Source organism: Streptomyces sp. BR123 (genome assembly GCF_013401435.1).
Lineage (GTDB): Bacteria > Actinomycetota > Actinomycetes > Streptomycetales > Streptomycetaceae > Streptomyces.
The window spans coordinates 1-26,981 of the sequence record NZ_JACBGN010000043.1; the positions used below are offsets into that span (position 1 = coordinate 1).

Sequence of the window (26,981 nt, forward strand, 5' to 3'; positions counted from 1 at the left end):
GACGGGGGCGGGGCGCGGCGGACGATGCCGCCCGGGTACGGTTCCCTGCGCGGTCCCTCACGCCGGCCCTGAGATGCATACGGCCCGGCCCCGTCAGGGCGGAACGACGCGTGTGCGGCGTCAGGCGAATACGACGCAGGCGGCGGCCGGGACTTCCACCTTGCCGGCGTGGTGCAGTCGGCCGGTCAGTGGGTCGGCGTCGAACCACGTGACGTTGCCCGACCACTCGTTGGTGACGTAAAGGCGACCGCCGGACGGGTCGGCCACCAGATCCCGCGGCCACCTGCCCCCGCACGCCGTGGTCTGGGTGAGCCGCGGTTTCTCGGCTCCGTCCGACAATGACATGGTGGTGATGAGGTCGGAGCCGCGCACAGCCACCCAGAGGAACCGCCCGTCCCCGGAAACCGCCCCCACCGAGGGGTACTCGCGTTCGGTCGGTGTGCTCCGCGAGCACAACGGCACCTCGCCCACGGGCGTCAGCAGCCCGGCAGCGGAATCCCACCGGCAGACGGTCAGCTGGGGCGTCAGCTCGTGTACGACGTACGCGACGCCGCCGCGCGGGTGGAAGACGAGGTGGCGCGGTCCGCTCCCCGCCCGCAGGGTGGTTTCCGTGTGCACACGCAGTGCTCCGGTCACCGGGTCCAGCGAGCAGACGCGTACGGAGTCGGTGCCGAGATCGACGCTGAGCACCCAGCACCCGGACGGGTCGGGCAGTACCTGGTGGGCGTGGGGCCCGCCCTGCCGGTCCGCGTCGGGGCCGGAGCCCCGGTGGGCGAGCACGGAGGGCGGGTGGACCGGGCTGCCGTCGGCCGCGAGGGGAAGGCTGCTGACACTTCCGGAGGCGTAATGGGCGGTCAGCAGCCGGTTGCCGACCAAGCTCAGATGGGTCGGGCCCCGGCCGCCGACCGGGACGGGCCGGCCGAGCGGGGCGAGGCCGTCGGCCGTGGGCCGATATGCCACCGCGAGGCCGTCGTCGCAGTCGCTCACCGCATAGAGCACGAGCCTGTCGGGGGCGAGGGCCAGGCAGGACGGGTTCTCAAGGCTGTTGACGGCCGCGAACGGCGTGAGCGCCCCGGTGGCCCGGTCCACGTCCGCGACGACGATGCCGCGACCGCCACCCGTCGTGAAGGAACCGATGTAGGCGCGCTGCCCATTGCCCTGGTCCGTGATGTTCGCGCCGCAGTCCACCGGGTTTCCTTCCGCCGTCCCTGCGCGTACGAAAGGGAAGGTAACAGGAGGTTTCGGGCGCGATGGTCCAGGATCGCGGCGTGTCCGGGGGTGTGGCGCGCCGAGGCAGGCCAGATGGCCGAGCTGTTGCCGGGGGCCCGCAGCCCTCTCCGTGCTCCCCGCCGGTTCTGTCAGAGGTGCGCTTCGCCCGCCGTGACGGCTTCATCGCCACCCAGCTCCAAGGCGGTGCCGGAGACCTCGGTGCTGACGTCGTTGCGCACACTTCGGAGGGTCGGAGTATCGTCCTTCGGCGCGACACCGTCGGCGGTGAAGGTGCTCCACGGCCCTGGCCGCCACCGGCCGGGGAGCGCCACGGCGCGCAGGATCACGGACATCGCACGGACCGTGACGCCGGGGGAGCGCCGACCGACCCCCGACGCCCGGCATCGCTGCCCTCCCTCAGAACGGCGGCGCGGGTTCGATGGTGAACAGGTCCTGGCTGCCGGTGAGTTCCAGAAGGCGCAGGAACTGTTCCCTCGGGGCGGCCAGGTAGAGGTTCTGGCCGGTCGCAGCGACGGCGGTCCGGGCGTTCAGCAGGACGTTCAGTCCCGAGGAATCGCAGAAGGCCAGGTGCTGCAGATCGACCACCACGTCGGTCACCCGTGGCTCGCCGGCCAGGGCCTCGAACACCGCTTGGCGGAAGGCCTCGGCGCGGGCCACATCCATCTCGCCGTACGGGCGAACCACAGCCCTGTCGCCCCGGGTGTCGACCTCGATGCCCGGGCTGGCCTTCCCGCTGCGGCTGTGCACGTGATGGTCCTCCCGCTGAGCATTCCAGCCTAGGCGCAGGAAGAGGTGCGCGACAGTGCCGCACCGCCACCTCCGGTGCGCTACCGGCCAGTAGGGCGCGCCGGATCGCGCCACAGTCGCGGCCGGGGACGCTGCGATCACTTTGCCCCTGCTCCTGACCAGGCCTTGTGTGATGCCGGAGGGGACGGATTGATGTTGCCGCCCTGGGGTCGAAATCACGCTCAACGGTCAGCTCCGCTGCTGCACGTGTGTACCACGGGCCGGCGCTGCTTCCGATGCCGCGCAGCTCCGTTACTCGCTCGACCGGATGGCCGAGACGGCCGGACCTGCTGTTGACCTGCTCGATGCCGGACAGCACGGCACGGCATCCTTTGCGTTCCGACGGGTAGGCGCAGCCCATGGAGCGGGAGCGTGAAGACCGCCGATCAGTCCGGGGGGCCGACCCTCCCGGCGAAGCGCGGTTGGAGACGGCCGCTCGGCTGCGAAGACGGGGTGGAAGACGGCGCACACGGCCGGCCCTCGGCATCTCCGGGAGGCTCCAGTGGAGCACGTGCAGGTTCCCATGTTGACCATGCACTGGACGCGGCAGACGTTCGTGCACTGGCCTTATCCGCCGATGGACCTGCAGCGTCTCTTGCCGCCCCCACTCGAAGTCGACGTCTTCGAAGGGCAGGGCTGGGTGAGCTTGACGCCCTTCGTCGTGTCTTCCACACGGTTCCTCGGCGTGCCGGTCCCCCGGGGAACTTTCCCCGAAACGAACCTTCGTACCTATGTGCGCCGGAAAGGCCGGCCGAGCGGCCTGTGGTTCTTCTCCTTGGACGTCACCCACCCGGCCATGCCGGCCGCGCGCCTGGTGGGAATCCCTTATTCCTTGGCACACCTCTCCGTACGGGGGGAGGGCCGCACCCGCCGTTACACCGGCCGACGCGGAAGCCGGGGTCCCGGCTATGAGATGGAGGTGCGCACCGACGAGCGCATCGAAGCGCCGCACCGCCTGGACTCCTGGCTGACCGACCGCTTCCACGCGTACTCGCTGTCGGCCGGCCTGCTCTGGCGGACCCCGGTCAGCCACGAGCCCTGGCCCCTCTTCCGTGGAACGCTCGTGCGCCTGGAGGAGTCCCTGCTCGCCGCCGCCGGACTGCCCGAACCGGCCGCGTCCGCCCTCGTCCACACCTCGCCGGGGGTCGGCCCCGTACGCCTCGGCTTCCCGCGGCGCGGCTGACCAGGCAGCGCCGCAGGCCTCCCCACCGGCCACGGCGGGGCCGCCTCCACGTGGTTCGTTCTGGGTGATCTTTCCCCCGCGCCGTTCCTCCTCGCCAGTTCACGAGGTCGTCGCGCTCGGCGGGGTATTCCGCCCCCTTGAGTGCCTTCTGAAGTTCGATGGGACTGACGTCTGCCACGGGTGCGTACCTCTCGGTCGAGTCGCGCCGGCGGCGTGCGGTACCGCCGCCGATTCGGCGGGCAAGGTTCTTGGCAGCCAGGGGTACCCCGCCGGATTTCCGCCCACTCCGTCACCGGGCGGACTTCCCTCTGATGAAGGCGTGCGGCGGCCAGGGCCGCCTATCCCCGCCATCCGGAAGGCTGCGCCGCGCAGCCACGTCGGTCGTCGACGCCGATGACGACGCGACCGAGAAGGCCCGCCGGCCCTCTGCTCACCCCGGGAGCGGCCGCGGCGGCACACGAGATGCGATCAACACCGCGGTGTTGGGCTACCTCCGCAGCGGTGCGACCACGGAAGGTCATGCCGGAGGCGGCGGCCTGGCTCGGGCGGCGGACCCGCGGGCACGACATGCCGGAGGGCACCCAGAGGTGCGGGCGCCCTTCGGCCGGTGAGCCGTCACGGCCGACCGTCACGGGTGGTCGGGGCGCTGTTCAGGCGGCGTGGGGCCGCCACCCGTCTGCGCCTGGTCTTCCTTGCTGCCCGTCTTCTTCGGGGTCTGTGGCTGTGCGGCCTTGAGGTGTCGGCTTTCCTGCGGGGTCGCAGCACCCTTTCCGCTGCGCCGCGCTTCCGGTTGCTGAGGGTCGCCCATGTTCATCGTCCTTCTCTTCGCGATCAGCGATATTCGTCGGTGGCGCTGGAGCGGCCCCCACGCACCCCGCTGCTTTTCGACCTCCTCCTCTGCTTCGGCGATGGCCTTCGCGTCGACCCAGCCGAGGGGCTGCACGTCCCGAACGAGGGGCTCGTTGTCGGGTCCGCGACCGGCTTCCGTCCCGTGCAGCAGCCAAGGCTTGACGCGGCGGTCCTTGACGCGCGGCAGGTGCGAGTAGTCGTGGAGGCGGCGCGCGACCCAGGTGCGCAAGGGCCGGTCACCCCACCAGTCCTCGACGTCCAGGGGGTTCGCGGACAGCCCCGGTAGCTCGACACCCGTGAGTTCGTCCCGGCTCGACGGTTGGGGCAGGTCGGCCTGCGGTCCCATCGACCAGCGCACGTAGAGGTTCCGCCGACTGGAGAGCAGACCGGTCAACTCGTCCAGTGATCCGATGAGCGCCATCTTCGCGCCGTCGCGGGCCTCCTTCATGGTGAGCGGCTACCCGCCTTCCCCTACGCCACTCCTTCATCAGCAGTTCGACGGCCACGGACGCTCGGCTTCATCCCCGCCGCGCCGGACAGCGGGGCGGGGGCCCGGACACGACGCGGAGTCCTTGATCGAGCCGTGTCGCCGTCGACGTGCTTCGCGACGGTGACGGAATCAGTCGCGCAGGTCACCGCCGAGGACACGGTCCGCCGCAGGAGGCCGTTCCGGCACACGCCGCGTCCGCCCGGAGCGCGGTGATCATCCTGCCCGTGGGGGTCCTCTCGTACGTACCCGGGATCAGGTGGAGCCCGGCGGGCGGGCGCCCCTCCTGTCGACGGGGCGGCAGGCGCACCGGGAATTCGCCGGTGCCGGCTGCGCGGCACCGGCCCCGTTCGCGCTGCCGGCCGTCCCGGGCGGGCAGTGGATCAGCTGCTGACAGCCGCCACGGCCAGGAGCCGGGGCGGCCGCTCGGGCAGCCGGCCTCAGCTGTGGAACGCGCCCGACACTTCGTGGACGATGCCGCTCGTGGTCGCGAAGTACATGCGCTTGCCGTCCGGGGCGAAATCCAGCCCCGCCAGGGCCGTGCCGCCCTCGAGGCGCAGGAACGGTGCGATGATGTTGCTGCCGGTGATGGCGCAGATTTCGGCGCTGCCGCCGGCTCCTTCGGTCACGAACAGCTCTTCTGCGGCGGACTTCCCGAGCGGAAAGGCCGTGTCCCGCGGGTTCGTCAGCGGTCCGCCGCCGGTCTGGGCGGCGTCGTAGTGGACGCGGAGCAGCGGACCGAACGAGTCGACCCTGTAGATGCGGCTGTCGCCCTGGGTGGGGACGTAGTAGGACACGGAGTTCTGGGCAGCCAGACCGCCGGGCCGGTTGAACCTGATCTGGTCGGGCAACTGGTGGCGGACGGGCGTGGTCGCGGCCGAGGGGTCCGGTACCGGCTTGTGCACGACCTGGCCGGTGCCGGTGGCCGCAGTCCACGCGTAGAGGGTGGTGTTGAACATGCGGTAGACGCCGCCGTCGGATTCGTCCTCCGTCATGAAGAGGGCGCCTGCGCCGTCGTACGCGAGTCCGCCGCGCTTGAACCGCCCCTGTTCGGGGCGGCGTACGGCCGCCTTCACGCCGCGCGGGTCGGCCTCGTACGCGTATCCGCCGGTGACGCGCTCACCGACGAGCCAGCCGCCGCCCGGCATCGCGGTGCCGACGGTGGGGGCGGTGCTGCCGGTGTCCACGCGGTGGGCCCCGGTGATCGTGCCGTTGGAGGAGAAACGGATCGCGCTCGCGCCGCCGTTCTCGGAGTGCGATACATAGATCCAGCCGGTGCCGTCGGGCACGACGCCACCGGAGCCGGGAGCAGCGTGCCAGGTGTACGCCGTGCCGGCGACGGCCTGGCCCGAGCGTGCGACCACCCTGCTGGTGAAACCGGCCGGCAGGCACAGGCCGTTCGCGTTCGGGGCCAGGAGTTCGCCGTAGGGGCTCGGGCCGGGCTGTACGGCGCTCGCGGCCGGTGCGGCCTGGCTGGGCAGCGCACCGCTGACGCCCGCGGCCGAGGCGGCTATGGCGGCGGCACGCAGGAGGACACGTCTTTTCATTGCTGGAACCTCTACATCGCTTCGGTCATGAGCGGCAGACATGCATGCGGTGCCCGGGCCTGGGCCCTGTCCGGCCATCTTCACGGGTCACGAGGACCGCCCGGGCAGGACCCGGCAGTGCTGTGTCAGGTCACGGCCACTGCATCGGGACCCACCTCCGGCGGTTCCGGGTGATGCCCGTGACCTGCGGCGTCGACGGCCTCGGGCCCTGCTCGACGCGTCGGGCACGAGCGAGCCGAAGTGCGCCACCCGGCAGCCCCCACCGCCCGGATAGCCGCTGCGCCCCCACGCCGACAGGTTCACCACTGCCTGGGCCTGGACGACGCCTTCAAGGCTGCCCGTTCTAAGGAGGCGACGATCCAGTCGTACCGGGGGAAACCGGGCAGCAGATCGTCGTCCATCGTGAGCGCCAGAGCCGGTCGTGCGTCCTCGACGATGTAGGTGCGGCGGCCGGCCGGATACTCTGCGTCACTCGTTCATCCGGGTGTGTGTGAACCGCGTACAGCGTCGGCGAGGGCCGGGCTGTTGGAGCCTCGGCCACGCGCTGCTCGATCTGCACGGCGAAGGAGTCCGTTGTGCAGCGGCATCGCCGTGTCGTTCCACTCGCAGGGCTCGACGTCCAGGTCGCTGATCAGACCGTGCGGGTCAGTGGCCGCCGCGAGGTTCGACGCAGCCGCCCTCCATGTACGGGCCGTGGGCTTCGACTCGGGTCACGGTGCCGGGTTGCCCGGGGATGGCCAGAGTGCCGCTGACGCAGGCACCGGTGCCCTTGACCATGAAGGCGAACTCCAGGATGAGGCCGGGGGCGTTGATCTCGGCCTCCGTGGTCGGGTAGCCGAGCTCGTCCAAGGCCTTCTTCAGCGCGGGGCCAGTCGTGGGTGCGGTATTGCCGGCCCTGGTGAAGGCCTGGGTGATCCGGGCTGCGTGTGCCCGCCCGGCACATTCGGCCCGGGCGCTCAGCCTGCCCTTGCTCTTGTAGACGTGGTTCTCGGCGTACTTGGCACCCTCGGGATCCTGCGGCGCACTCGGCCCGCGACTCGGTGTGGCAGTGACCGCGTCCGCGCAATGGGCGGCGATCTCGGGGAACTGCTTTTCGTGCTGCTGTCGTTCCGCCGCGGCCGTGGCCTCCGCTGCCTTCACCCCGTCGGGCGTGGCCGAAGCGGAACCGGAGGCGGAGGCGGACGCGCCGACGCCGATGTCGGCCCCCGCCCGGGTGGTGCCGCACCCGGCAAGCGCGCACAGGCAGGCCGCGGCGGCAAGGGCGGCGACTGGAACGGTACGGCGTATCACACAGACTCCATCTTTTGGCGGGGCGTGACATTCGCGCGGCCCCGGCGATGAACCGATGATCCTCGACTTCACCGACCGGGGGAATGACCGCCCGACCGTTCCGTATGCCGAGCTCCGGCATCCTGAGAACGCCCTCTGGTTCTGCAAGGACACCGAGGGCAAGACCCACATGAACGCCATCCTGGCCATGGTCCACATACGCGCGGCGATCCGACGCAACGCCCCAAACCCCTGGCCGCTCACCAGCATGCCCTGAGTCCCGTGCCGCAGTCTCGCGCCGCCGGGGCCGTGGGGCCGCCAGGCCGGCAGCGGGTCGGCCGAGTACCGGCAGCGTCGGGCGCAGGTCGGCGGGCAACTCGCCGCCGCCGGCCCTCGGCCCCCCTGTACAGGGGTGGGGCCGATCGCGGCAGCGTGGGGGAGCCGCGACCTCCTGGATGCGGTCCTGGCCCGGCCGGACGGGGTGGCGGAGGCCGGCGCGGACCGGGGCGGGATCGGCCGCGGCCCGCGGGCTGGCTGTCCCCCCAGGGGGCCGGCCGGTCCCGGCCGTGGGTGGCCAACCCGCTGTCCGGGGTTGAGTTGAGCGGCGGAGAGGTGCTGGAAGACGGTGTCCGCGGCGCCGATCGGCTCGGCCATGCCGCACTGCTGCAGGAGGTAGCCGAAGCTGACGGTGGCCCTGGGCGTGCCGCTGCCGCGGTGTCGGCCGCGGGTGAGCGGCCGGGGTCGGTCAACTCGCCCGGGCTGGTCTGCTGATCTGCCTCGGCAGGGACGCTGCCCATTCCCCGAGACCACAGGACGCGCGTGCCATCGTTGTAGGCGATCAAGTCGTCTGGCTGACCGGGAAGCGGCGCAAAGTGGGTTGCGATCGAAACGATCCTCCCGCCAAGCTGCACCGGAGACGCAAGAGAACGTGGCATTCGGCGGGCTGTGGAACCATTCGCATGTGCTTAAACGAGCTGCTGCGCACCCACAACACCACTGATCCACAGCAGTTCCGGTCCCTTGCGAGACCCGAGGGCCCGGCCGGCACGGCACCCCGCCGAGTGACCTGCCCAGACCGCGTACGACCGTCCCGAGCGCCTGTTCCTGACCGGCCGGTGCCAAGGGAACGACCGACGAACCTCCTGGAGATCACCTTCATGTATCCGAGACCGCGCCGCAGAGGCGTGCGCGCTGCTGTTTCCGCGCTGATACTCGGCGCGCTCCTGTCGCCCGCGGTGACAGCGAACGCCTCCCCTGCAGAACCGGAGGCCCCGGAACCGGCCCGGATCGACCTGCTTCTCGACCTGTCCGGGTCGATGAACGAGAACGACGCCGGCGGTCAGACCCGCCTCGCCGCAGCCAAGCAGGCGGTCACCCGGATCATCGAGACCGCGCCCGAGCAGGCCCCGCTGGGACTGCGGGTCTACGGCGCCACCTACCCCGGGCAGGACAAGAAGCAAGGCTGCGCCGACACGCAGCAGGTCCTGCCGGTCACGCCGATGGACCGGGCGGCGCGAACCGATGCGAAGAAGCGGGTCGAGGGCTTCAAGGCGGTCGGGTTCACGCCGATCGGCGTCTCGCTCCGCGAGGCCGCCAAGGACCTCGGGACGAGCGGCAAGCGCCGCATCATCCTGATCTCGGACGGTGAGGACACCTGTGCGCCTCCGCCTCCGTGCGAGGTGGCCCGCGAGCTCAAGGCGCAGGGCGTCGACCTCGCCGTGGACGTGGTCGGGTTCCGGGCGCCCTCCTCGGTACGTGCGCAGCTGAAGTGCATCGCCGACGTGACCGGCGGATCGTATGCGGACGCCGAGGACGCCGACTCGCTGACCGGCAATCTGGGCACCCTGTTCCGCAAGGCGTGGCGGACCTACAACGCCACCGGAAAGCCGGTAGAGGGTTCCCCGACCGGCTGCCAGGACGCTCCGCTGGTCACGCCCGGCCAGTACCTGGACAGGTTCACCGGGGGGCGCGACCTCTACTACAAGGTCAAGAAGCGGCCGGACCAGCGGCTCCAGGTGAGTGCCACCGCCGTCGCCGAGAAGGGGTACTCGCGCGGTTCCATCATCGCCGTCGCTGCCGGCCCCGCGGCCAACGGCAAACCCAGTGGCTGGCTGCGGGAGTTCGAGCAGTCGATGGGGTGGGCGAACGTCATCTCCACCGGAGGCCGCAGCAAGCCCGGAGCAGGCAACGAGACGCCCGCGCCCGACGACACCGGCTGCATCGTGGTCGAGAACCAGGTGACCGAGGCCGGCGACAAGCCGATGCCCGTCGAGCTTCTCGTCGGCATCGCCGACAAGACGACCCAGGGTGCCGGCGCGCAGTCTCCGGAGCCCCGCACCGGAGCCGACGCCGAGGGCGGCTTCTCCTTCAACAGCGCCACCCCGATCGGACCGGGCACCCACCGGCAGTCCATCGCCATCGGTGAGGCCCCCTTCTGGCGGGTGGAGCTGAAGGCGGGCCAGAAACTGACGGTCAAGGCCGGCGTGGACACCCCGGGCGACTTCCCCCACTCTCCCACCAGCGGGTGGGGCGTCACCGTCTACAACGCCCAGCGTGAGTCGACGCTGTGCAACGAGGACCACCGCTCCACCGAGCTCTTCGCGGGCAGGACCGGGCACTTCGAACGGGTCTGCGGGCCGTGGCAGATCACCGAGCAGGACGACGCGAAGAACCCCGACTCCAACGGATACGACGTGCCCGGCACGTACTACATCCAGGCACAGGTGGCCGAGCCGGACGACAAGGCGAAAGGCATTGTCGTACCGATCTCGCTGACCGTGGACATCTCCGGCACACCGCGCGCCGGAAACAGCCCGGTGTTCTACTTCGGCGACGCCGCCGCCCAGACCCCCACGCGGTCCGGAGCCAACGGGAACGGCGAACAAGGCGCAGCCAGCGGCACGGCGATTGCGGCGAAGGACGATGACTCGCCTGCGGGCAGGCTCGCCGTACCGGCCGGCGTCGGGGCCGCGGTCCTCCTGGTCGGCGGCATCACCTTCTACGTCCTCAGGCGCCGCAGGGCGGCCTGACCCGATTGCGCAGCCCGCGCACGGACCGCCGCAGGAGCCCGGTCCTTCCGCCAGGGTGACCCGCGAAGAGCAGCGGCACCGTCTGCGCCCTCGCCGGTGGCGGGGAAGGCGGACCCGTCCCCGCCCGGCAAGCCGCGCGGGTCCACGCTGCAGCACGGCGCTCCTGCGCCGGTCGGCAGGGCCGGACATGGCGCTCGATCGCCCGAACGGGTTCAGCGCCGGGGCCGCCCGCGATCAGCGCCTGCTGCGCTTCCTCGGCTACCTCGGTCGACTCCGCGTCCCGTTCGCCACGCCGCGGGCGATCTCGTCCTCCGAGCGCGCCGGTCCGTCCCGCACGGCACACTCGCCACCGCCCGATTTCCGCCCGGGCCGCGGAGACGGAAGAATCTGCCGAGCACGTGGCGCACGCTGGAAGGACGTCGATTGACATCGGACATAGGCGGGTTCACCACCCCCTCGACGGAGGGCCCGCTCTCCCCCGTCCCCATCGACTGGGCAGCCGTCGAGGACTGGCTCGGACTGCGGCTGCCGGCTGACTACAAGCGGCTCGCCGACCGGTACGGGCCGCTGGACTTCGGTGAGTACGTGTGGATCCACGTGCCGTGCGTCCAGCGTGACCGCTTCGACTACGGCGAGTGGTTGCGCGCGACGCACCGGGAGGCGCGGATCGAGGCGCGGGAGCTGCCCGAGGCCGAGCGGCCCGTCCTCCACCCCGAGCCCGGCGGCCTGTTGGCCTGGGGCTGCACGCGGGGCAGCGACGTACTGTTCTGGGACACCTCGGCCTCCCGCGACCCCGACGAGTGGACCGTGGTGGTGCAGCACTCGGGGGTGGTGCCGGGCAGTGGCCTGCTCCCGTGGCACCGGTACGACCTGACGTTCACCGACTATCTGCGGCACACCGTCCGCGACAGCTGGGAACTCCCTTCTCCTCCCGGCCCCCTGCTGGGCCCGCTGCCGGGCACCGTCGCGCGGACCGCCTTCCTTCCGGACGCCGAGGCGTGGACCCCGCCCGCGCCGGTCCCGCCCCGGCTCACCGAGGCCGAGCGCCGAATCGCGCTGGAGACCGGCGCCGGGCTGGCCGCACTGCGGCTGCTGTCGCCGCCACCCGAGCGGCCGTACCTGGGCGACGGCTCCTGGGAGGGGCTGTTCGCCGAGCTGGGCACACGGCTGCCCGGGGAGTACGTGCGGCTGATGGACGGGTACGGCGCCGGCATCTGGAGCGGCTGGCTGCGTTTCCACACCCCGCTCCGGACCGGCGAGCAGCGTTTCCTCACGCACGTCGAGGACACCGTTGACGCCTACCGGCAGCTCAAGGACGGCCACGCGCAGTGGTACCCCCTGGCCCTCTGGCCCGAGCCCGGCGGCTTCCTCCCCTTCGCCAACTCCATCGACGGCGACTACCTCGGCTGGCTCACCGAGGGCGGGGACCCCGACACATGGCCGCTGATCGTCTGGCCCCGCCACGCGGACCAGGGCCCGCCGCTGGAGGGCGGCCTGATCGACACCCTCCTCGACTGGCAGCGCGGCACACTGGCCACGCACGGGTTCGCCGCCCTGGACGAGGACGACGACCCCGTCGAGTTCGCGGACTTCCGGTCCTGGGACGACCGCGCCTACTGGTGAGCGTGGTGAAGGGTGCCGGGGGTGCGCCAGGCGGCGACGTCCGGGGCCAGGCCAGGCCCTGGGGTGTAGGCGGAGGCGTCCGGCCAGGTCATCCAGAGCTGGTCGGCCCGGGTAGCCAGGTCGGTCGTCTTCGTCCTCGGCCGATGAGACGCGGTCAGCGTTCGGTGGTGGCCGCTCCGGTGCCCGGCGGTGCCGGCCCCTGCGGGGCGCCGTTCGCCGACTCCCTGCGGGGGCTGCTTACGGGATGGACGCGTGTCAGGCTGCCTCGACCGCCGGCACGCCGTCAGTCTTCGTCCGGTAGCGGGACGTGGCCTGCCGCCTTCTGCACCGTGGCCTCCAGCTCCTCGCGGTCCAGACCGATCGCCTCCGCGTAGTGGTCCAGGGCCGTATCCAGCAGCCACCAGGGCTCGCGCGCGTCTTCCCATGCGTCCCTCCAGGTCACGTGCTGCTCGTCGGTCCACTGAGCCGCGTCGCCGAGTTCCTCCTGAAGACGCGTCAACTCGGCGTGCGCTTCGTCGGTCGCTTCCTGCAGCTCGATCAGTTCGTCCAGTACATCAGGTTCGATTTCCATTCCGGGGATCCTAAGCGTCAGGATCCGGCCGGCCGGCAGTGCCGCCGGACCGTTGGTCCCGCAGTCGGAAGAAGCCCGATGCCCGGTCTGCGAACGGTGCTCTCTCAGCCGCGCAAGGCTGCGCCGGCACATCGGCCACCGTCTCACGGGCGATCACGACCTCATATCGGACCTGCCGTGGGAGGAGATCACCCAGACGGCCATGGCCGGCCCCGTCAGCGCGTGGCGATCCGCGGGAGAGCTGCGCCCTGGTAGCGGGCGCCGGCGTTCCAGAGGATGAAGGAGTTCATCTTGTTTGCTGCCGCAGCCTTGATCTGTTCGGCCACCTCGGCCGGCCCGTAGGTGCTGCCCATCGAGAAATCCTGCAGCCACGGGATGATTTCGGCCTGGGTGCCCTTCGCCTGGCGGGCGAAGTCGGCGAGCGAACGCTGCACGATCGCGTACGGGGCGGTGTCCGGCTGTGCGACGCCGTACTCTCCCGGCCCCCAGTGGGACGGGTAGACCATCGGCGCGATGTAGTCGGTGACCTTGGCCAGGGAACCGATGTCCTGTGCGATCTCGGTGGGGCGGGTCGCGGCGATACCGAAGACCGAGACACCCAGGTACGTGGCGTGGGAACGCAGCGCGGTCCGGGTGTCTGCGACGAACGAGGTGACGGACTGCTCGGGCGTGGCGGTACCGATGCCCGGGAAGCGCATGTCCGTCAGTGGGCCGTCCGGTCGGCGCACGTAGTCGTAGAGGATGTCGTCGAAGCCGAGCCGAGCTGCTTCGACGGCGAGGTCCTGGTTGTACTTGCGGACCGTCGGGTTGGCGAAGTTCGTGAAGGACAGGGCTCCGTAGTGCCCGCCGTCGTAGGGTTCTCCGGCGGGGGTCAGCACGAGCTGGTCTCGCTTGCGGGACTTCCAGGATGCCGAGGCGAGCTTGGGGTCGCGGAAGGCCACGATGCGGCCGATGGCCTGGGCGCCGGCGGCGTGGATCTCGGCGATCGCCTTGCGGGCGTCGTAGTAGCCCTTGGCTGCGCCGATCTGGCGGGCCAGCGGCACCTGGGACGCGTATCCGACCTCGCCGTCCTCGTCCTTCACGTCCAGCTCGACGGCGTTGAGCTTGCCGGCGCGGACCAGAGCGAGGATGTCGCCCCGCAGCGTGTCGTCACCCCAGCCTATGGCCGTGATGTGCGCGGCCCGGATCATGGGGCGGCGTCCCCGGGCGGATACGTCCTTGGTGGTCGTGTTTCCGGCGCGGTCCACGGCGGTGACCGTGACGAGGGGTGTGTCCTTCGGCACCGTGACCTTGAAGGCCCCGGCCTTGTCGACGCGGACCCTTTTGCCGTTGACGCTCACTCGGGCGTCGGTGGAGGCCTGGCCGGCAATGGTCACGGGGGCGGCGTTCTTGATCTCGGGGTCGGCCACCTTCAGCTCGGGAGCAGTGGCATCGACAGTGAAGGCCACGCTCTTGCGGTACGAGGCGAAGGGGAGGCTGCTGCCGCCGGCCACCATCAGGGTGTGCCGGCCTTCCTTGAGGTGCGGAAGGACGAGCTTCAGGCGGGCGCCATCGGCTTTGACGGGGACCGCCGCACCGTCCAGGGTGACGCGCAGCTTGTTCCCACCGCCGGCCGCGTCGGCGGCGAGGTAAGCACTGACCCGTTCAGCCGCGCGCCCATCGAGGACGACGCCGTCGCTCACGCCCTGGATGCCCGGACCCGGTGCGAGGAACGTCCAGGCTCCGACGCCCGCTCCGGCCAGCGCGACCGCTCCGGTCGTCGCTATGAGGGCGCGCCGACGGGCCGAGCGCCGGAGACGGAGGGAGGAGCCGGCATGCGACATGCGTGTGGGGAACATATCGAGGTCCTTCGTGCCGTGGGCTGGGTGGGATGTGCCTCCATTCATTGCCGCTCCGTGTGCCGGTCGCCTTGCTCTGCGCGGATTTCACACGAACGGCCGCGATCGGCTCCGGCGTGGCGGCTACGCCATGCAGGGGACAATGCGGTATGGGGGCTCCCGTCGCAGGTAGTCATGGCGCGACACACTGCCTTGGAGGGGCTTTTGATGCGCCACCCGCTCGTACCGCTCGGCGCCCTGGCGGGCGCCGCCCTGCTTGTCACCGGCTGTTCCACGGGACCGTCACCGGCCGCGGGGCGACGCCATGCCGCCGCGTCGTCATCGGCGGCGGGCCCCGTCGCCGCGAAGGGCCCGGCGGAAGTCGGGGCCAACGAACTCGGCCAGGTGCCGGTGCTGATGTACCACCAGCTCACCGAGGATCCGGCCGGCGTCTACGACCGCACACCGGCCGATTTCCGGGCCGAGTTGGAGCGCCTCGCGCGGGAGAACTACGTGCCCGTGACGGCACGGGACTTCCAGACGGGCCGCATCGACATCCCGGCAGGCACGCACCCGGTGGTCCTGACGTTCGACGACTCGACCAACAGCCAGGTGCGCCTCGGCCCGGACGGCACCCCGGCGCCGGACACCGCAGTCGCCATCCTGGCGGAAACCGCGAAGAAGTACCCCGCCTTCCAACCGGTGGCGACCTTCTTCGTCAACGAGGACGCCTTCTCGGCCACAGGCTCCGCCAAGGCCCTGGCCTGGTTGAAGGAGCACGGGCACGAGGTCGCCAACCACACCGGCCGCCACGAGAACCTGCGCTCCCTGGACCAGGCGGGCGCCGCGAGGGCGATCTCAGCCGGACAGGAGGCGATCGAGAGGGCGGCGCCCGGGACGCAGGTCACCTCGCTGGCCCTGCCCTTCGGCGCCATGCCCCAGCCGGCCGGGCTCGCCGCGCGCGGAACGGGCTACCGGTACGACGGGGTGTACCTCGTGGGGGCCAATCCGTCGGTCTCGCCGTTCGCGAAGGCTTTCACACCCGGCGCGATCCCCCGGATCCGCTCGGCGGGACACCATGACGAGGACGCCGAGTTCGGTTCGTCGCGTTGGCTGGACAGGCTCGCTGCCGGAAAGAGCCGGTACGTCTCGGACGGGGACCCGAACACCGTCGCCTTCCCGAGCGCCTTGCAGTACGAGCTGTCGCCGGCCTTCGCGAAGCGGGCGCGGCCGTACTGACCCGTCTCGGCATCGCAGGCGCGACGGCATCGCTGGCGCGACAGCACCCCCGACCCGCCGCCGTGCCGCCCTCTGGCGGCCCGGCGCGTCGAAGGTCCGGTCTCCGGATGCCGGCGGAACTCCCGGTCGTACGGGCCGCCCATGGAGGAGCGGGTGCACCGCACCCGGGCGCCGCACCACGCTTTCGCGGGTCCGCAGCCCCTACAGTCGGGCCGCGAGTTCCATGGGCAGGGTGTCGCGGTTCGCCGGGGTGAGGCGGATGACCTCGATGTCGGTGCGCCGCTTGAGGGCGTCGGTGAACGGATCGCGGTGTGCGTGGACCGTGGCGACGACGTCGATGTCTGCGGTGAACAGCGTGGTGACCGCGTCCCGGAAGGCGGTGCATGCCAGTTCCATCCGCCCCAGTTCGTCGACGAGCACCAGCTGCCCTGTCGCCTCCCCGGCTGCTGCCGGCCGTAGCGAGGGCAGCGCCAGCCGTTCCATCACGTGCAGGTCGACGCCGTACTTGCCTACGCGCGGGGGACCGGGGAGGTCGACGTGGGCGAGCACCTCCCGCCGGCCTGCCAGGGTCTCCAGGGCGAAGCCGACTCGGTGGCCGGACTGCCGGATCTCCTGGGTGGTGAAGCCGGTGGCTGCGCGGGCGGGCAGCAGCGCTGCCAGTCGGCGCAGGGCGGTCGTCTTGCCCGAGCCGGGGCGGCCTTCGAGCAGGATCCTTGTCGGCACAGTGCCATCCTCACCCCCACCCCGGCGGCGGGCCGCGTGGGCTCGGCCGTACGGGGGGTTTGGCCTGCGGACCGGTGCCGGCGCCGCCGTACGCGGGTATGGCGGCGCGCATGAGCGGAATTGAACTCAGCAGCACTGCGTTCGACGACAGAACGGTCATCCCCCGTCGCTACAGCGGGGAGGGGGAGAACATCTCACCGCCCCTGACCTGGTCGGGGGTGCCGGAGGAGGCGACGGAGCTGGTGCTCCTGTGCGAGGATCCCGATGCGCCGGGGCCGACCTTCCTGCACTGGCTGGTGACCGGCATCGATCCGGGGACGACCGGGGTGGCGGAGGATCAGAAGCCCCGGGGCGGCCTGCCGTGGCCCAACGGCTTCGGGCGCATGGGCTGGGGAGGGCCCCTGCCTCCACCGGGGCACGGGCCGCACCGGTACTTCTTCCACCTGTACGCCCTGTCCGAGCCGCTGCCGCTGCACGACCGCCCCGGCGTCGAGGACGTACACCGTGCCCTGAAGGGCAGGGAGCTGGCCTCCGGAACCCTGGTCGGAACCTACGAGCGCTGAGCGCGTCACCCCGGGTCGTGGCGGGGCAGCGTCTCGTGCGCTTCCTGCGGGAGCCGGGCTGGGCGGTGCCGTGGCTGCGACCACCGCCCAGCCCGGAGCTTCAGGCCGCCTCGGGGGCGGGCTGCTCGTGTTCGCAGGCGTCGTCGATGCCGTACGTCTCCCATGCCGGGAAGTCGTCCTCGGCGGGCACGGGCTCGCCCGGGTCGAGCAGGGAGGCTTCGAGAGCTGCTCGGAGGGCGTCGGGGCGCAGCCCGATGCCGATGAAGACGAGTTCCTGGCCCTGGGTGGTGTCGGGGCCGAGGGTGCCCGAGGGTTCGAAGCGGGCCACCGAGCCGGCCTGTGACCACAGGCCGGTGACCCGGGGGCGGCTGGCGAGCCGGAAGAAGCCCTTGGAGCGCAGGATCCGGCCGAAGGCGCCGCTGTCGAGGCCCTCGGTGACGAAGGCCCACAGGCGGCCGGGGTGGAAGGGCCGGTCGGAGCGGAATACGAGGGAGGAGATGCCGTACTCCTCCGTTTCGGGAACGTGGTCTCCGTTGAGTTCCCGGACCCAGCCGGGGGCCTGCTGGGCCCGCTCGACGTCGAACAGGCCGGTGCCCAGCACCTGCCCGAGAGGCACGCGTCCGCGGACGGCGGGCACGATCCGGGCCTGGGGGTTGAGGCGGGCCAGGGCGGCGCGCAGCCGAGCGGCCTGGTTCGGTCCGACCAGGTCGAGCTTGTTGAGGACGATGACGTCCGCGAACTCGATCTGGTCCATGAGGAGGTCGCTGACGGTGCGTTCGTCGTCCTCGTACTGGTTGAGTCCGCGCGCGGCGAGTTCGTCGCCACCCGCGAGCTCCGGCAGGAGGTTCGCCGCGTCGACGACCGTGACCATGGTGTCGAGGCGGGCCAGATCCCCGAGGGTGGCGCCGTCGTCGCGGGGGAAGCAGAACGTGGCGGCGACGGGCATGGGCTCGGAGATGCCGCTGGACTCGATGAGCAGGTAGTCGAAGCGGCCCTCACGGGCGAGGCGGTCGACCTCTTCGAGCAGGTCGTCGCGCAGGGTGCAGCAGATGCACCCGTTGGTCATCTCGACCAGGCGTTCCTCGGTGCGCGACAGGGCGGCCTCGCCGCCGCGGACGAGTGCGGCATCGATGTTGACCTCGCTCATGTCGTTGACGATCACCGCTACCCGTAGCCCCTCGCGGTTTCCGAGGATGTGGTTGAGCAGGGTGGTCTTTCCCGCGCCGAGGAACCCGGACAGGACGGTCACGGGCAGTCGGTCGTACGTCGTCACGGGCTGCTCAGCTCTCGGGGCGGAGCAGGCCGCGCTCGTACGCCTTCACCAGGCGCTGCGGCACCCGGTAGTCGGAGCCGTCGACCGTGATCGGGATGAGCTGCGGCGCGGTGGCCTTCCACTGGGCGCGGCGGTGGCGGGTGTTGCTGCGGGACATCTTCCGCTTGGGGACGGCCACGGGGTTCTCCTGGATGAGTCGGGGTGTCGTCGTCGAAGGGTCGCTGCCAGGCTGGTGGTGGCAGGACATCGGTGGTGCCGCCGGCGGTCTTCGCCGAGGTCTACCGGGTGCCGTAGGGGAGCAGGGCCATCTCGCGGGCGTTCTTGATCGCGGCGGCGAGCTGTCGCTGCTGTTGCGCGGTGACGCGGGTGACGCGGCGGCTGCGGATCTTGCCCCGGTCGGAGATGAACTTCCGCAGCAGGTCGGTGTCCTTGTAGTCGATGTAGGTGATCTCTGCTTTGTCCAGCGGGTTGGGACGGGCCCTGAGCGGCTTGTGGGGGTTCTGGCGGCGCGCCATGCGTGTTTCCTTGAGGTCGTCGGTGCGTCAGGAGGCGGGGTCGAGGAGGGTGTCGAAGGCGGTGGGAAGGGATCTCCACGCTTCGGGTCCCGCCGCGTATTCGGCGTCGGTGAGCAGGCAGGATTCGAGGAGTTGTTCCAGACCGTGGCGGTCGAGGCCGGGGGAGGTGAAGACGAGGTGCTGGCAGCAGTCGCCGTGTTGGGGGTGCCAGTCGAGTGAGGCGGCGGCCCGGCGCATCGGCGGGACCAGCTCCCAGGCGGCGTCCGGCAGGGAAGCCAGCCACGGGCCGGCGTTCTCCACGCACAGGGCGCCGCCCGCGGCGTCCCAGGCCAGCAGGGCGTCGGGGCGGTCGGCGAGCCAGAACCGGCCACGGCTGCGGGCGGCGGCACAGCAGAGGTCTTCCAGGGCCTCGTAGAGGCGCTCGGGATGGAAGGGGCGGCGGCGGTGCCAGACGAAGGTGGTGACACCCGCCTCGTCGGCCTCCTGGGGGAGCAGGGCGCAGGCCGGGTGTTGGGCCGCGGCCGCCGCTTCCACGTCGAACCCGGCGAAGGCCAGCGCAGCCAGCTCGCCGGACTCGGCATCCACCCGTCGAGCGGTCGGGTGGAGTTGGGCGAGCAGCGCGCGGTCCTCGTCGTCGGCCTCCCCGCTGTCGACGAGGGCGAGTACGGGCGCGTACTCGAGCTGCCGTGCCCACGTGTCTCCGACGGTGCGCTGATCCGTGGCGGCCGCCGCGAGGCCCGCGTCGGCCAGGTCGTCGCCGTTGACGAGGTAGGGCAGGACGAGCGCGGGGTCGACCGCGGTGATCACGCCGGTGAGGTCGAGTACGCCGGCGCCGTGTGCGGTGACCACCTCGGCCATCGCCTTGGGCTCGACGGAGTCCCACAGCTCGACGACGGCCAGCCGAGTCAGTCCGCTGCCGGCCAGGCGCTCCAGCTCGGGGACCAGGTCCTCGCGGAGCGCGCAGCAGGCGCAGTCGTTGACGAGGGGGGTCTCGCCGCGCGACACCTCGCCTGAGGCGTCGCGCACCACGCGCTGCACGGTTCCCTGTGCCGCCGTGGACAGGTCGTGGTGGAGAGCGGTGCTGCCGGGGACGGCGTGCAGCAGGCGCTCCACGACCTCCTTGCGGGCGTCGGAGTGGAGCCCGCCGACGATGACGACGGGCAGGGTCACGCGTTGCTCCCGTACCGGCGCTGGAAGCGCTCGACGCGGCCGGCGGTGTCCAGGACCCGGGCGGTGCCGGTGTAGAAGGGGTGGCTCTGGGAGGAGATCTCCACGTCGATGACGGGGTAGGTGTTGCCGTCCTCCCACTCCACCGTCTTCTCGCTGGTGGCGGTCGAGCGGGTGAGGAAGGCGAAGTCGGCCGCCTTGTCGCGGAAGACGACGGGGCCGTAGGCGGGATGGATTCCGGGCTTCATGACGGTGTCCTTCAGAAGGGGGTTCGGGTGTCAGCGCTCTTCGCGGAAGTCGACGTGCCGGCGGACCACCGGGTCGAACTTGCGCAGCACCATGCGGTCCGGGTCGTTCCGCCGGTTCTTGCGCGTGACGTACGTGTAGCCGGTGCCGGCTGTGGAGCGGAGCTTGATGATCGGGCGTACTTCGTTGCGTGCCATGCCGCTACTATACGGGAATGGAAATCATTTCCAACAACGCACACTTCCATCTTGAGAGGGGCAGGTAGCACCTTGTCCGCGCACTGCCAGCTGACCGGCGCCCAGCCGGGCTTCGGCAACAACATCTCCCACTCGCACCGGCGTACGTCCCGCCGTTTCGACGTCAACATCCAGCGCAAGCGCTACTGGCTGCCGAGCGAGGGGCGCCATGTCCGCCTGAACCTGAGCGCGAAGGCGATCAAGACCGTCGACGCCATCGGCATCGAGGCCGCGGTGGCCCGGATCCGCGCCCGGGGGGTGAAGGTCTGATGGCCAAGAAGAGCAAGATCGCGCAGAACGAGAAGCGCAAGGCGATCGTCGAGCGATGCGCCGCGAGGCGTGCCGAGCTGAAGGAGGTCCTCCGGCGGCCGTCCTCGACGGAGGCCGAGCGGGACGCGGCGCTGGTGGAGCTGCGCAAGCAGCCCCGCGACGCCAGCGCCACCCGGGTGCGCAACCGGGACAGCGCGGACGGTCGGCCCCGCGGGTACCTGCGCAGGTTCGGGCTCTCGCGCGTCCGGATGCGCGAGCAGGCACACGCCGGATTCCTGCCCGGAGTCACCAAGGCGTCCTGGTAGCACCCGCAGCGAGTGGGTGGGCCGTCCTCCGGCGGCCCACCCACCCCGGCCCGACCTGGCCGGCTGTGCCGCCGTAGCCAAGCCGCTTCCCGTGCTCCGACGAGCGTTGCGGCTCCCCGGTCGGTGGCTGGACTTCCGGCAGAGCCACCACTGCTGCCGAGCCGGCCCCGGCAGTCGGCAGACATGCGCCAAGACGCTCGGCCGGAACTTCCCGGCCGAGCGTCTTGGCGTATCGGCCACCGGGCGAACCCTCCTCCCGGCCGGAGACCGCCGGCGAGACCCTCGACCAGATCCCGGCCGATGCCGTCGAGTCTGCGGCTCAGGTCTTCAGCAGCGCTCTGCGGGATCCCTGCCGGTGATACCGAGGTATGTCTCGTTCACCCACCCTTGCTGCTGGGAGCCCTCTCGCCGGACGTGCCACCATCCGGTGTTCCCGCCGACGCTGTCGCCGTAGGTCCAGCAGTGGTAGTAGACGGAGACGTTCGTCCACTGACCGTATGATGCGCAGGTGGTGTGTGGGCCGCTGCGGTAGTTCACGTTGGACCCGTGGACCCCGGCTCGGTGGGCACTCTTGTTGCTCCAGGCGTGCCCGCAGCCCACCCCCGCCGCCGAGGCGGGCGCGGCGGCAACCGCGGGAGTCGCCGCCAGAACCGCCAGCAGTGCGAGAGCCCGCGCCCCGTTGCGCACCAGCGGCCCGTGATGGCGCACCTTTCGATGCATCAATCCCCCTGGTCTCCTCGATCTCGATGTGCCGCAAGGACTGTACGGAACGCCTGATGCGGAGGCATCGGCGCAAACCAGACAATGTCCCGTCAGTCTGCGGGTCGAACACGGTTGACGCGGCCGGCGGCGGCCTGACCCGCCGTCCCGACGGCGCTGCACCCTCTGGGACGTGGCCGGCGACAGTCGTCGAGCCACTCGCCCGTACGCGGAGCTGATGGTGGCTGCGGACGGCTGCGCGTACCGCTGCCACCGCCTGCTCCCAGGTTCGCAGCTCACCGCCGCCAGCGGCGCCCTCGTGTGCATTGGCGTTTCGGCGGTGAATCGGGTGACTCGTTCTTCATGGCTGACCTCACAGGGCGGGGGCATGGCTTGATCTCAAGTGAGGTTCAGGTTGGAGGCTTCTTCCTGTGCCGCTGACCGTAGGGCAGCGGAGCACGTCACACCTTGGAGGAAGTCTCATGTCGAGCAGTGTCGTTCCAAACCCCGGCCCCGCTGTGCCCGCTGCACCCTCGGGGCGGCGTTCCGGCCTCACCTGGTGGAAGGTGATGGTCACCGGCGCGCTCGGCGCGGCCGTGGTCAATCTGATCGTCCTTGTCGTCGCCAAACTGGCCGGTGCGTCACTCGTCGTCGTCGACGGCGGCGAAGGGCACCCCATCACGGTCGGGGGCGTCATTGGCGCCTCCGTTGTCCCGCTGGTTGCCGGCACGGGCGCTGCCCTTCTGATGGCCCTGTGGAAGCCGGTCTTCCTGCGGATCGCACAGTACGTGGGCGGCGGGCTGGCACTGTTGTCGGTTGCCGGCCCGTTGTCGTCCGACGCCGACGGCGGCACCGTCGCAGCCCTGGCCCTCATGCACATCACCCTCGGCGTGGCGGTCGTCACCACCCTGAGGCTCCACCACCGCCACCATTGAGCCTGTCGCCATCGGTCTGACCGCGAACGACTCCGCCCTCGTCCAACTCGGAGTCTTGGCACGAAGTGGGCACAGTGAGCCGGGGCGCGCCGCCTGCTCACCTGCCCCGTACACGTACGACAGGGGCACGGCGAAGCCGCGGTCGCCCGGGTGGGGGGCCGCGATGACCGGCGGCCGGGTCCGCCTCGGCTCCGCCGCCTCCGACAGTGATGCGGTCGTCGCACAGATGCCGGTTCTTCTCCCGGGCCGGATCCGCGAAAGTGGTGCCGCGCGCTTCGCTGTGGCCTCCCTCGCCGTTCTTCTGCCCGGCACAGACCGCCGTGTTCATAGGCCCCGGCCTGCGGGACATCTCGGCGCCGCCGGGGACCGGCCGCGCCGGCATCCTGGCACTGGTGGACGCGCTGCTCGCCGAGGACGACGACGCCGTCAGCGCGGCGCTGTCCCGCATGGCCGCCTGGGGCGATGACCTCGCCGAACAGCTCGGCAGCCCGCACTTGCCCGCGGGGTTGCGCCTGACCTGACTTCTGTCGGCCGTTCCGGCCCGCAGACGGCAGTCGGTGCGCGCGGACGTGGGCGGGCACCGTGGACCGCCGCACGCACACCGCATCGGTTTCCTGCCCGTATGCCATGTGACGATCACAGCCCGGGTATCGGCACGTCTGCGGCTCCAACGCCCTAGTCTGCGCGACGAGCCGGCTGCCGCGGTGCAGAAGGCAGCAGGCCACGAGCTGCCGGTCGATTCCTCATCGGGTTGTCAAGCAGCCTGTGTGACGAGCGGTATGGGTTGTGGCACCGTCCGTCACGTAGGAGCGCCCACAGGGCGTCGACCAGGCGGCGGGCGAGCGCGCGCACGGCTCGGACCTGTCGTTTGCCCTCCGCGCGCTCACGGTCGTAGCAGCGTCGGGACTCGTCGCAGCAGCGGATGCTTGTCAGCGCCCGTTCACGTCGTGCAGGGATTCACTGCAGGCCTTGCTCGTGATCGGCACCGAAGCCGCCGGCTGGCTCACCGCCACGGTGGCCGGGGACGATCTGATCCGAGCCGGACCCGCCAGGTGCCCGGGGTAACCCCGCTGCATCCCCGGGGCCCGGCGGACACCGCGGCCTGAACGGACGCTGCCCGAGTGCGGCCCCGCGCCTCGGCCCCGATTCTGGAGGCATGGCCGACGAGTCCCGAGTGACCATCCACCCTCCCGACGACCGGGGACGCCGCCTGGTGACCTACCGACGCGAGGAGCTCGGCCGCGCGACCAGCGAGAGTGACATCCGGGACTTCCTCTACCGGGCAGGCGTGGCAGACGCCGAGGACGTCGACCTCACCGACCCGGCCCTCTTCGACTGGCAGGGCACCGGACCCGAGTCCTGGGCCTGAGCCGTGCGGGCCCTGCGGACGGAACGGTGCGATGCCGTTCGGCCTGGTCGGCGTTCCGATGTCCGGCGGGCCGCAACCGAACGCCACGCCGTCCGAACGTGACCGATCAGGCGGCTGCGTCGCCGGGGTCATCTGGCCCTTGGACCCGCGGAACACACCGCCCGGGTTCGCCGGCAGACCCGAACCTCGAGCGCACCCTGAACGAGCAGGTGCGCAAGCTGGAGGGCCGGCCACTGACACTGAACGCCCGGCCGCCGCAGGGCGGGGAACCGGTGAAGGTCGTCCTCGACGGTGGTGCACTGATGAACGTGCTGGTCGCCAAGGGGATCCCGTTCGTCGACGTCCCGGCGGCCATCGACGAACTCGGCCGCGGACGTCCTGAGCGCTTCGCCCGGGCCCGCGCCGCCGGTTCGGTCCAGGTCGTCGGGCAGACCGCCCACGGTCTGACGCAGTCGGTGGTGTGCAGCGAATGGGTGCCGGACCACTCGCCGTCCGACGTGCTGAAGGTGGGCCGCGAAGCGTTCCCCGAATGGCCGGAACCGATCCAGGCCCAGGCGCCGCAACTGGCCTTCCAGACCGGATGTGCCGTATCTGGAACGTCCCGGACCGCACCGCCGTCCAACGGGTGCCCACCGTCCAGTCGGTGCCGACGCTCTTCATCAACGGGACGTTCGACATGAAGACCGGGGCCAGCTGGGCGCGGAAGACGGCCCGTACGCTGTCCCGTTCGACCACCGTGGAGGTGCCCGGAATCGGGCACTGGGTGGTCCCGCAGTCACCCTGCGCCCAGCAGGTGCTGGCGTCCTTCCTCACCCACCCGACCAGGCCCGACACCGACTGCGTGGCGGGCCTCAGGTGGGAACCGTTCACGATCACCCCGAAGTGACCGGGAGGACAGCCGGCACGGTCACCCGTACGACGGTTGCGCTCCCGGTCGGCCGCAGCGACCACCGGGACCCTCCTCACCGCGCGGCCGATCACGAAGCCGTCTCCCAACAGAAACGCCAGGTCAAGTCGCAGGTCACCGCGGGCGGGTTACGCCGGCGGTCCGGAGTGCGCCGCCGGCACCGGTTCCTGCACGGCCGGCACCCGTACTGCCGCAGGCTCCGCTGCGTCCGCTCGGGGCCGTCGGTACGGCAGTGGACTCTCCCCCCGTGGGAGAGTCCACCATGGAGGGGTGCATGACGAACTCCTCACCATCGGGCGCTTCGCCCGTCTGTGCCGGCTCAGCGTCAAACAGCTGCGGCGCTACGACGAAACGGGCCTGCTGGTTCCGGTCCGCGTGGACGCCTGCTCCGGCTATCGCTATTACGCGCGGGAACAGGCGCGGGATGCCCTGGCCATCGCACTGCTGCGCGAGATGGATCTTCCCCTGGCCGTGATCGCCCAGGCGCTGGCCGCCGAGCCCGGGCACAAAACACGGATCCTGCACGCCGAGCGGGACCGGCTGGCTGAGCGGATCAGCAGGGACCAGACCCGGCTGCAGATGCTGGAGCGGCTGGCGGAAGGCGGTCTGCCCGGCTACGAGGTGACGATGAGCAGGGAGCCCGAGCGGCGGCTGGCAGTGGTACGCGCAGTCTGCACCCCCGCGGGACTCGGAGAGAAGGTCGAGGAAGGCGTGGGCCGGCTGCTGCCCGTGCTCGGCAGGGCGGAAATCGAGTGGGAGCCGCCGTTGTGGGGGCTTTACCCGCTCGACCTGGACGAGCGGATGGAGATCGCCGTCGGAGCGCAGACCCTGCACGGGGCAGCCCCGCCCGGCCTGGAGTTCGAGGTGCTGCCCGCCGGTCCGGTTGCCGAGACCATGCACATCGGGCCCTACACCCAACTGCCCTTGGCCTACAACGCTCTCTTCGCCGCCATCCACGAGCGCGGACTGCGGCCGCACGGATCCGCACGCGAGGCGTATCTCGTCGGACCGGCAGAAGCACCCAGAGAAGAACCGATGACCCGGTTGATCATCCCTGTCGAGGAGGGCACGGCATGACCACGGTAGCGGGCATCGACACCCGGGGCATGCAGCACTGCGAGACGACGGCACTGGGAGTGCTGCTGCGGCACCAAGGACTCGACCTGTCCGAGCCGATGCTGTTCGGCCTCGGCTCCGGCCTGTCCTTCATCTACTGGGACAGCAAGAACATGGACTTCCCGTTCCTCGGGGGACGGGTCAAACCCTTCGACCTCACCAGAAACCTGTCCACCAGACTCGGGCTGGAGCTCCTGCTCCAGGAAACCGGTTCCCCCCGAAGGGCCTGGGAGAACGTGACGGCCTCCATCGACGCCGGCCGCCCCGTCGGACTGCAGCTCGACAGCCACCACCTGGACTACTTCGGCTCGAAGACCCATTTCGGCGGCCACGTCGTCGCCATGTACGGCTACGACGACCACGTCGCCTACCTGGTGGACACCGACCAGCAAGGCGGTGCGGTGTCCACGAGCCTGACCAGTCTTGCCCGGGCCAGGGCCGCGCGCGGACCGATGGCCGCCAAGCACCGGTCCTTCACCCTCACCGCTCCGCACAGCCTGCCCTCCCCACGAGACCGGATCATCCCCGCCATCACGGCCTGCGCCGGCGCGTTCCTCGACCCGCCCATCGCCAACCTGGGCCACCGGGGCATCGAGAAGGCCGGCAAGCTGGTGCGCACATGGCTCCGGCGCACCCGTGCCCCGCAGCGGGACCTGCCGCGTGCCGCCCTCCTGATGGAGAAGGCCGGGACCGGGGGCGCCCTGTTCCGGAACCTCTACCGAGACTTCCTCTCCGAATGCACCGGTCTGATCGACAGCAGGCATCTGCGCACCGGCCACAGGCTGTACGCCGAGGCGGCCCCCCTGTGGACGGAAGTGGCAGCCCTGATCGGGAAGGCCGGTGAATCCGGCGAGGCGCAGTTCCTCACCCAGGCCGGCGCGATCCTCGGCGATCTTTCGCGCCTGGAGCGCGAGGCCATGCAAGCGCTGAGCCGTCTGGAGGCGTGAGGAACCAAGCGCAGCCAACGGACGGTTTTCAGGTGCGGTTCGTGAGCACGTGGCCGGGGGCCTGCCACGGTTTGGACGCG

29 protein-coding genes are annotated in these 26,981 nt (G+C 71.1%); 14 read left to right on the top strand and 15 right to left on the bottom strand.

From position 1 onward, the window contains the following. Positions 1-120: 120 nt before the first annotated feature. The 3 genes from HYE82_RS10030 to HYE82_RS39235 form a co-directional block, all read right to left on the bottom strand. Entirely contained in the window at positions 121-1,188 is a 1,068-nt protein-coding gene (locus HYE82_RS10030; RefSeq protein WP_309144257.1) for a lactonase family protein, read from the bottom strand. Between the two features lie 170 nt (positions 1,189-1,358). Further along, positions 1,359-1,562, bottom strand: a complete 204-nt coding sequence (locus tag HYE82_RS10035; RefSeq protein ID WP_179173611.1) for a hypothetical protein — start codon at positions 1,560-1,562, stop codon at positions 1,359-1,361. A 64-nt stretch (positions 1,563-1,626) separates the two neighbouring features. Continuing rightward, positions 1,627-1,977, bottom strand: a complete 351-nt coding sequence (locus HYE82_RS39235) for an STAS domain-containing protein (protein WP_179173612.1) — start codon at positions 1,975-1,977, stop codon at positions 1,627-1,629. A 571-nt stretch (positions 1,978-2,548) separates the two neighbouring features. Between HYE82_RS39235 and HYE82_RS10045 the strand changes: the two genes are divergently transcribed. Next, the gene (locus tag HYE82_RS10045; RefSeq protein ID WP_256987053.1) at positions 2,549-3,199 is read left to right on the top strand and encodes a YqjF family protein; all 651 of its coding nucleotides are present in this window, start codon (positions 2,549-2,551) and stop codon (positions 3,197-3,199) included. A 628-nt stretch (positions 3,200-3,827) separates the two neighbouring features. Here HYE82_RS10045 and HYE82_RS10055 read toward each other — a convergent pair. From HYE82_RS10055 to HYE82_RS10065, 3 genes are all read right to left on the bottom strand, one after another. Next, positions 3,828-4,496: a DUF6098 family protein gene (locus tag HYE82_RS10055; protein WP_306439559.1), complete on the bottom strand. Its 669-nt coding sequence runs from the start codon at positions 4,494-4,496 to the stop codon at positions 3,828-3,830. A gap of 479 nt (positions 4,497-4,975) precedes the next feature. Then, a complete protein-coding gene (locus HYE82_RS10060; RefSeq protein ID WP_179173613.1) occupies positions 4,976-6,082 on the bottom strand; it encodes a translocation protein TolB in 1,107 nt (368 codons plus the stop codon). Positions 6,083-6,727: 645 nt separating this feature from the next. Next, the gene (locus tag HYE82_RS10065; protein ID WP_179173614.1) at positions 6,728-7,372 is read right to left on the bottom strand and encodes a hypothetical protein; all 645 of its coding nucleotides are present in this window, start codon (positions 7,370-7,372) and stop codon (positions 6,728-6,730) included. A gap of 55 nt (positions 7,373-7,427) precedes the next feature. Here HYE82_RS10065 and HYE82_RS10070 point away from each other — a divergent pair, with 55 nt between their 5' ends. From HYE82_RS10070 to HYE82_RS10080, 3 genes are all read left to right on the top strand, one after another. Beyond that, entirely contained in the window at positions 7,428-7,628 is a 201-nt protein-coding gene (locus tag HYE82_RS10070; RefSeq protein WP_179173615.1) for a hypothetical protein, read from the top strand. A gap of 958 nt (positions 7,629-8,586) precedes the next feature. Next, positions 8,587-10,380 (top strand): VWA domain-containing protein, encoded by a 1,794-nt coding sequence (locus tag HYE82_RS10075; protein ID WP_179173616.1) that lies wholly within the window; start codon positions 8,587-8,589, stop codon positions 10,378-10,380. A 423-nt stretch (positions 10,381-10,803) separates the two neighbouring features. Beyond that, complete coding sequence (locus HYE82_RS10080; RefSeq protein ID WP_179173617.1) at positions 10,804-12,003, top strand: SMI1/KNR4 family protein; 1,200 nt, start codon at positions 10,804-10,806, stop codon at positions 12,001-12,003. A 283-nt stretch (positions 12,004-12,286) separates the two neighbouring features. Here HYE82_RS10080 and HYE82_RS10085 read toward each other — a convergent pair whose 3' ends face one another. Both HYE82_RS10085 and HYE82_RS10090 read right to left on the bottom strand, forming a co-directional pair. Beyond that, positions 12,287-12,574 carry a hypothetical protein gene (locus HYE82_RS10085; RefSeq protein WP_179173618.1) on the bottom strand — a complete coding sequence of 96 codons (288 nt, stop codon included), beginning with the start codon at positions 12,572-12,574 and terminating at the stop codon, positions 12,287-12,289. 215 nt (positions 12,575-12,789) lie between these two features. Then, positions 12,790-14,412, bottom strand: a complete 1,623-nt coding sequence (locus HYE82_RS10090; RefSeq protein ID WP_256987055.1) for a putative glycoside hydrolase — start codon at positions 14,410-14,412, stop codon at positions 12,790-12,792. A 207-nt stretch (positions 14,413-14,619) separates the two neighbouring features. Between HYE82_RS10090 and HYE82_RS10095 the strand changes: the two genes are divergently transcribed. After that, a complete protein-coding gene (locus HYE82_RS10095; protein WP_179173619.1) occupies positions 14,620-15,630 on the top strand; it encodes a polysaccharide deacetylase family protein in 1,011 nt (336 codons plus the stop codon). A gap of 201 nt (positions 15,631-15,831) precedes the next feature. Here HYE82_RS10095 and HYE82_RS10100 read toward each other — a convergent pair whose 3' ends face one another. Then, entirely contained in the window at positions 15,832-16,353 is a 522-nt protein-coding gene (locus HYE82_RS10100) for a nucleoside-triphosphatase (protein WP_179173620.1), read from the bottom strand. 110 nt (positions 16,354-16,463) lie between these two features. Between HYE82_RS10100 and HYE82_RS10105 the strand changes: the two genes are divergently transcribed. Next, a complete protein-coding gene (locus tag HYE82_RS10105; protein WP_179173621.1) occupies positions 16,464-16,916 on the top strand; it encodes a YbhB/YbcL family Raf kinase inhibitor-like protein in 453 nt (150 codons plus the stop codon). Between the two features lie 100 nt (positions 16,917-17,016). Here HYE82_RS10105 and HYE82_RS10110 read toward each other — a convergent pair whose 3' ends face one another. The 6 genes from HYE82_RS10110 to rpmG form a co-directional block, all read right to left on the bottom strand. Beyond that, positions 17,017-18,189: a GTP-binding protein gene (locus HYE82_RS10110; protein WP_179173622.1), complete on the bottom strand. Its 1,173-nt coding sequence runs from the start codon at positions 18,187-18,189 to the stop codon at positions 17,017-17,019. A 7-nt stretch (positions 18,190-18,196) separates the two neighbouring features. After that, positions 18,197-18,367 carry a 50S ribosomal protein L32 gene (gene rpmF / locus HYE82_RS37890; RefSeq protein ID WP_179173623.1) on the bottom strand — a complete coding sequence of 57 codons (171 nt, stop codon included), beginning with the start codon at positions 18,365-18,367 and terminating at the stop codon, positions 18,197-18,199. Positions 18,368-18,467: 100 nt separating this feature from the next. Further along, complete coding sequence (gene rpsR, locus HYE82_RS10120; protein ID WP_179173624.1) at positions 18,468-18,704, bottom strand: 30S ribosomal protein S18; 237 nt, start codon at positions 18,702-18,704, stop codon at positions 18,468-18,470. Between the two features lie 27 nt (positions 18,705-18,731). Beyond that, entirely contained in the window at positions 18,732-19,874 is a 1,143-nt protein-coding gene (locus HYE82_RS10125; RefSeq protein WP_179173625.1) for a GTP-binding protein, read from the bottom strand. Beyond that, positions 19,871-20,119, bottom strand: a complete 249-nt coding sequence (locus tag HYE82_RS10130) for a type B 50S ribosomal protein L31 (RefSeq protein ID WP_179173626.1) — start codon at positions 20,117-20,119, stop codon at positions 19,871-19,873. The genes HYE82_RS10125 and HYE82_RS10130 overlap by 4 nt, the downstream gene beginning before the upstream one ends. A 30-nt stretch (positions 20,120-20,149) precedes the next feature. Next, the gene (gene rpmG / locus HYE82_RS10135; RefSeq protein WP_007267663.1) at positions 20,150-20,314 is read right to left on the bottom strand and encodes a 50S ribosomal protein L33; all 165 of its coding nucleotides are present in this window, start codon (positions 20,312-20,314) and stop codon (positions 20,150-20,152) included. Positions 20,315-20,386: 72 nt separating this feature from the next. On the opposite strand from rpmG, the gene rpmB reads away from it, so the two are divergent. From rpmB to HYE82_RS10175, 8 genes are all read left to right on the top strand, one after another. Beyond that, positions 20,387-20,623, top strand: coding sequence for a 50S ribosomal protein L28 (gene rpmB, locus HYE82_RS10140; RefSeq protein ID WP_179173627.1), 237 nt, complete (start codon positions 20,387-20,389; stop codon positions 20,621-20,623). After that, on the top strand, positions 20,623-20,928 hold the full coding sequence (gene rpsN, locus HYE82_RS10145) for a 30S ribosomal protein S14 (RefSeq protein WP_179173628.1): 306 nt from the start codon (positions 20,623-20,625) through the stop codon (positions 20,926-20,928). The genes rpmB and rpsN overlap by 1 nt, the downstream gene beginning before the upstream one ends. Positions 20,929-22,196: 1,268 nt before the next feature. After that, the gene (locus tag HYE82_RS10150; RefSeq protein ID WP_179173629.1) at positions 22,197-22,562 is read left to right on the top strand and encodes a DUF6069 family protein; all 366 of its coding nucleotides are present in this window, start codon (positions 22,197-22,199) and stop codon (positions 22,560-22,562) included. Between the two features lie 260 nt (positions 22,563-22,822). Then, the gene (locus HYE82_RS10155; RefSeq protein ID WP_179173630.1) at positions 22,823-23,083 is read left to right on the top strand and encodes a hypothetical protein; all 261 of its coding nucleotides are present in this window, start codon (positions 22,823-22,825) and stop codon (positions 23,081-23,083) included. 635 nt (positions 23,084-23,718) lie between these two features. Then, positions 23,719-23,931 (top strand): hypothetical protein, encoded by a 213-nt coding sequence (locus HYE82_RS10160; RefSeq protein WP_179173631.1) that lies wholly within the window; start codon positions 23,719-23,721, stop codon positions 23,929-23,931. Between the two features lie 580 nt (positions 23,932-24,511). Beyond that, a complete protein-coding gene (locus HYE82_RS38910; RefSeq protein WP_306439560.1) occupies positions 24,512-24,817 on the top strand; it encodes an alpha/beta hydrolase in 306 nt (101 codons plus the stop codon). A 291-nt stretch (positions 24,818-25,108) separates the two neighbouring features. Further along, positions 25,109-25,915 (top strand): GyrI-like domain-containing protein, encoded by an 807-nt coding sequence (locus tag HYE82_RS10170; protein WP_179173632.1) that lies wholly within the window; start codon positions 25,109-25,111, stop codon positions 25,913-25,915. Then, positions 25,912-26,901, top strand: a complete 990-nt coding sequence (locus tag HYE82_RS10175) for a BtrH N-terminal domain-containing protein (protein ID WP_179173633.1) — start codon at positions 25,912-25,914, stop codon at positions 26,899-26,901. The genes HYE82_RS10170 and HYE82_RS10175 overlap by 4 nt, the downstream gene beginning before the upstream one ends. Positions 26,902-26,981 lie beyond the last annotated feature (80 nt).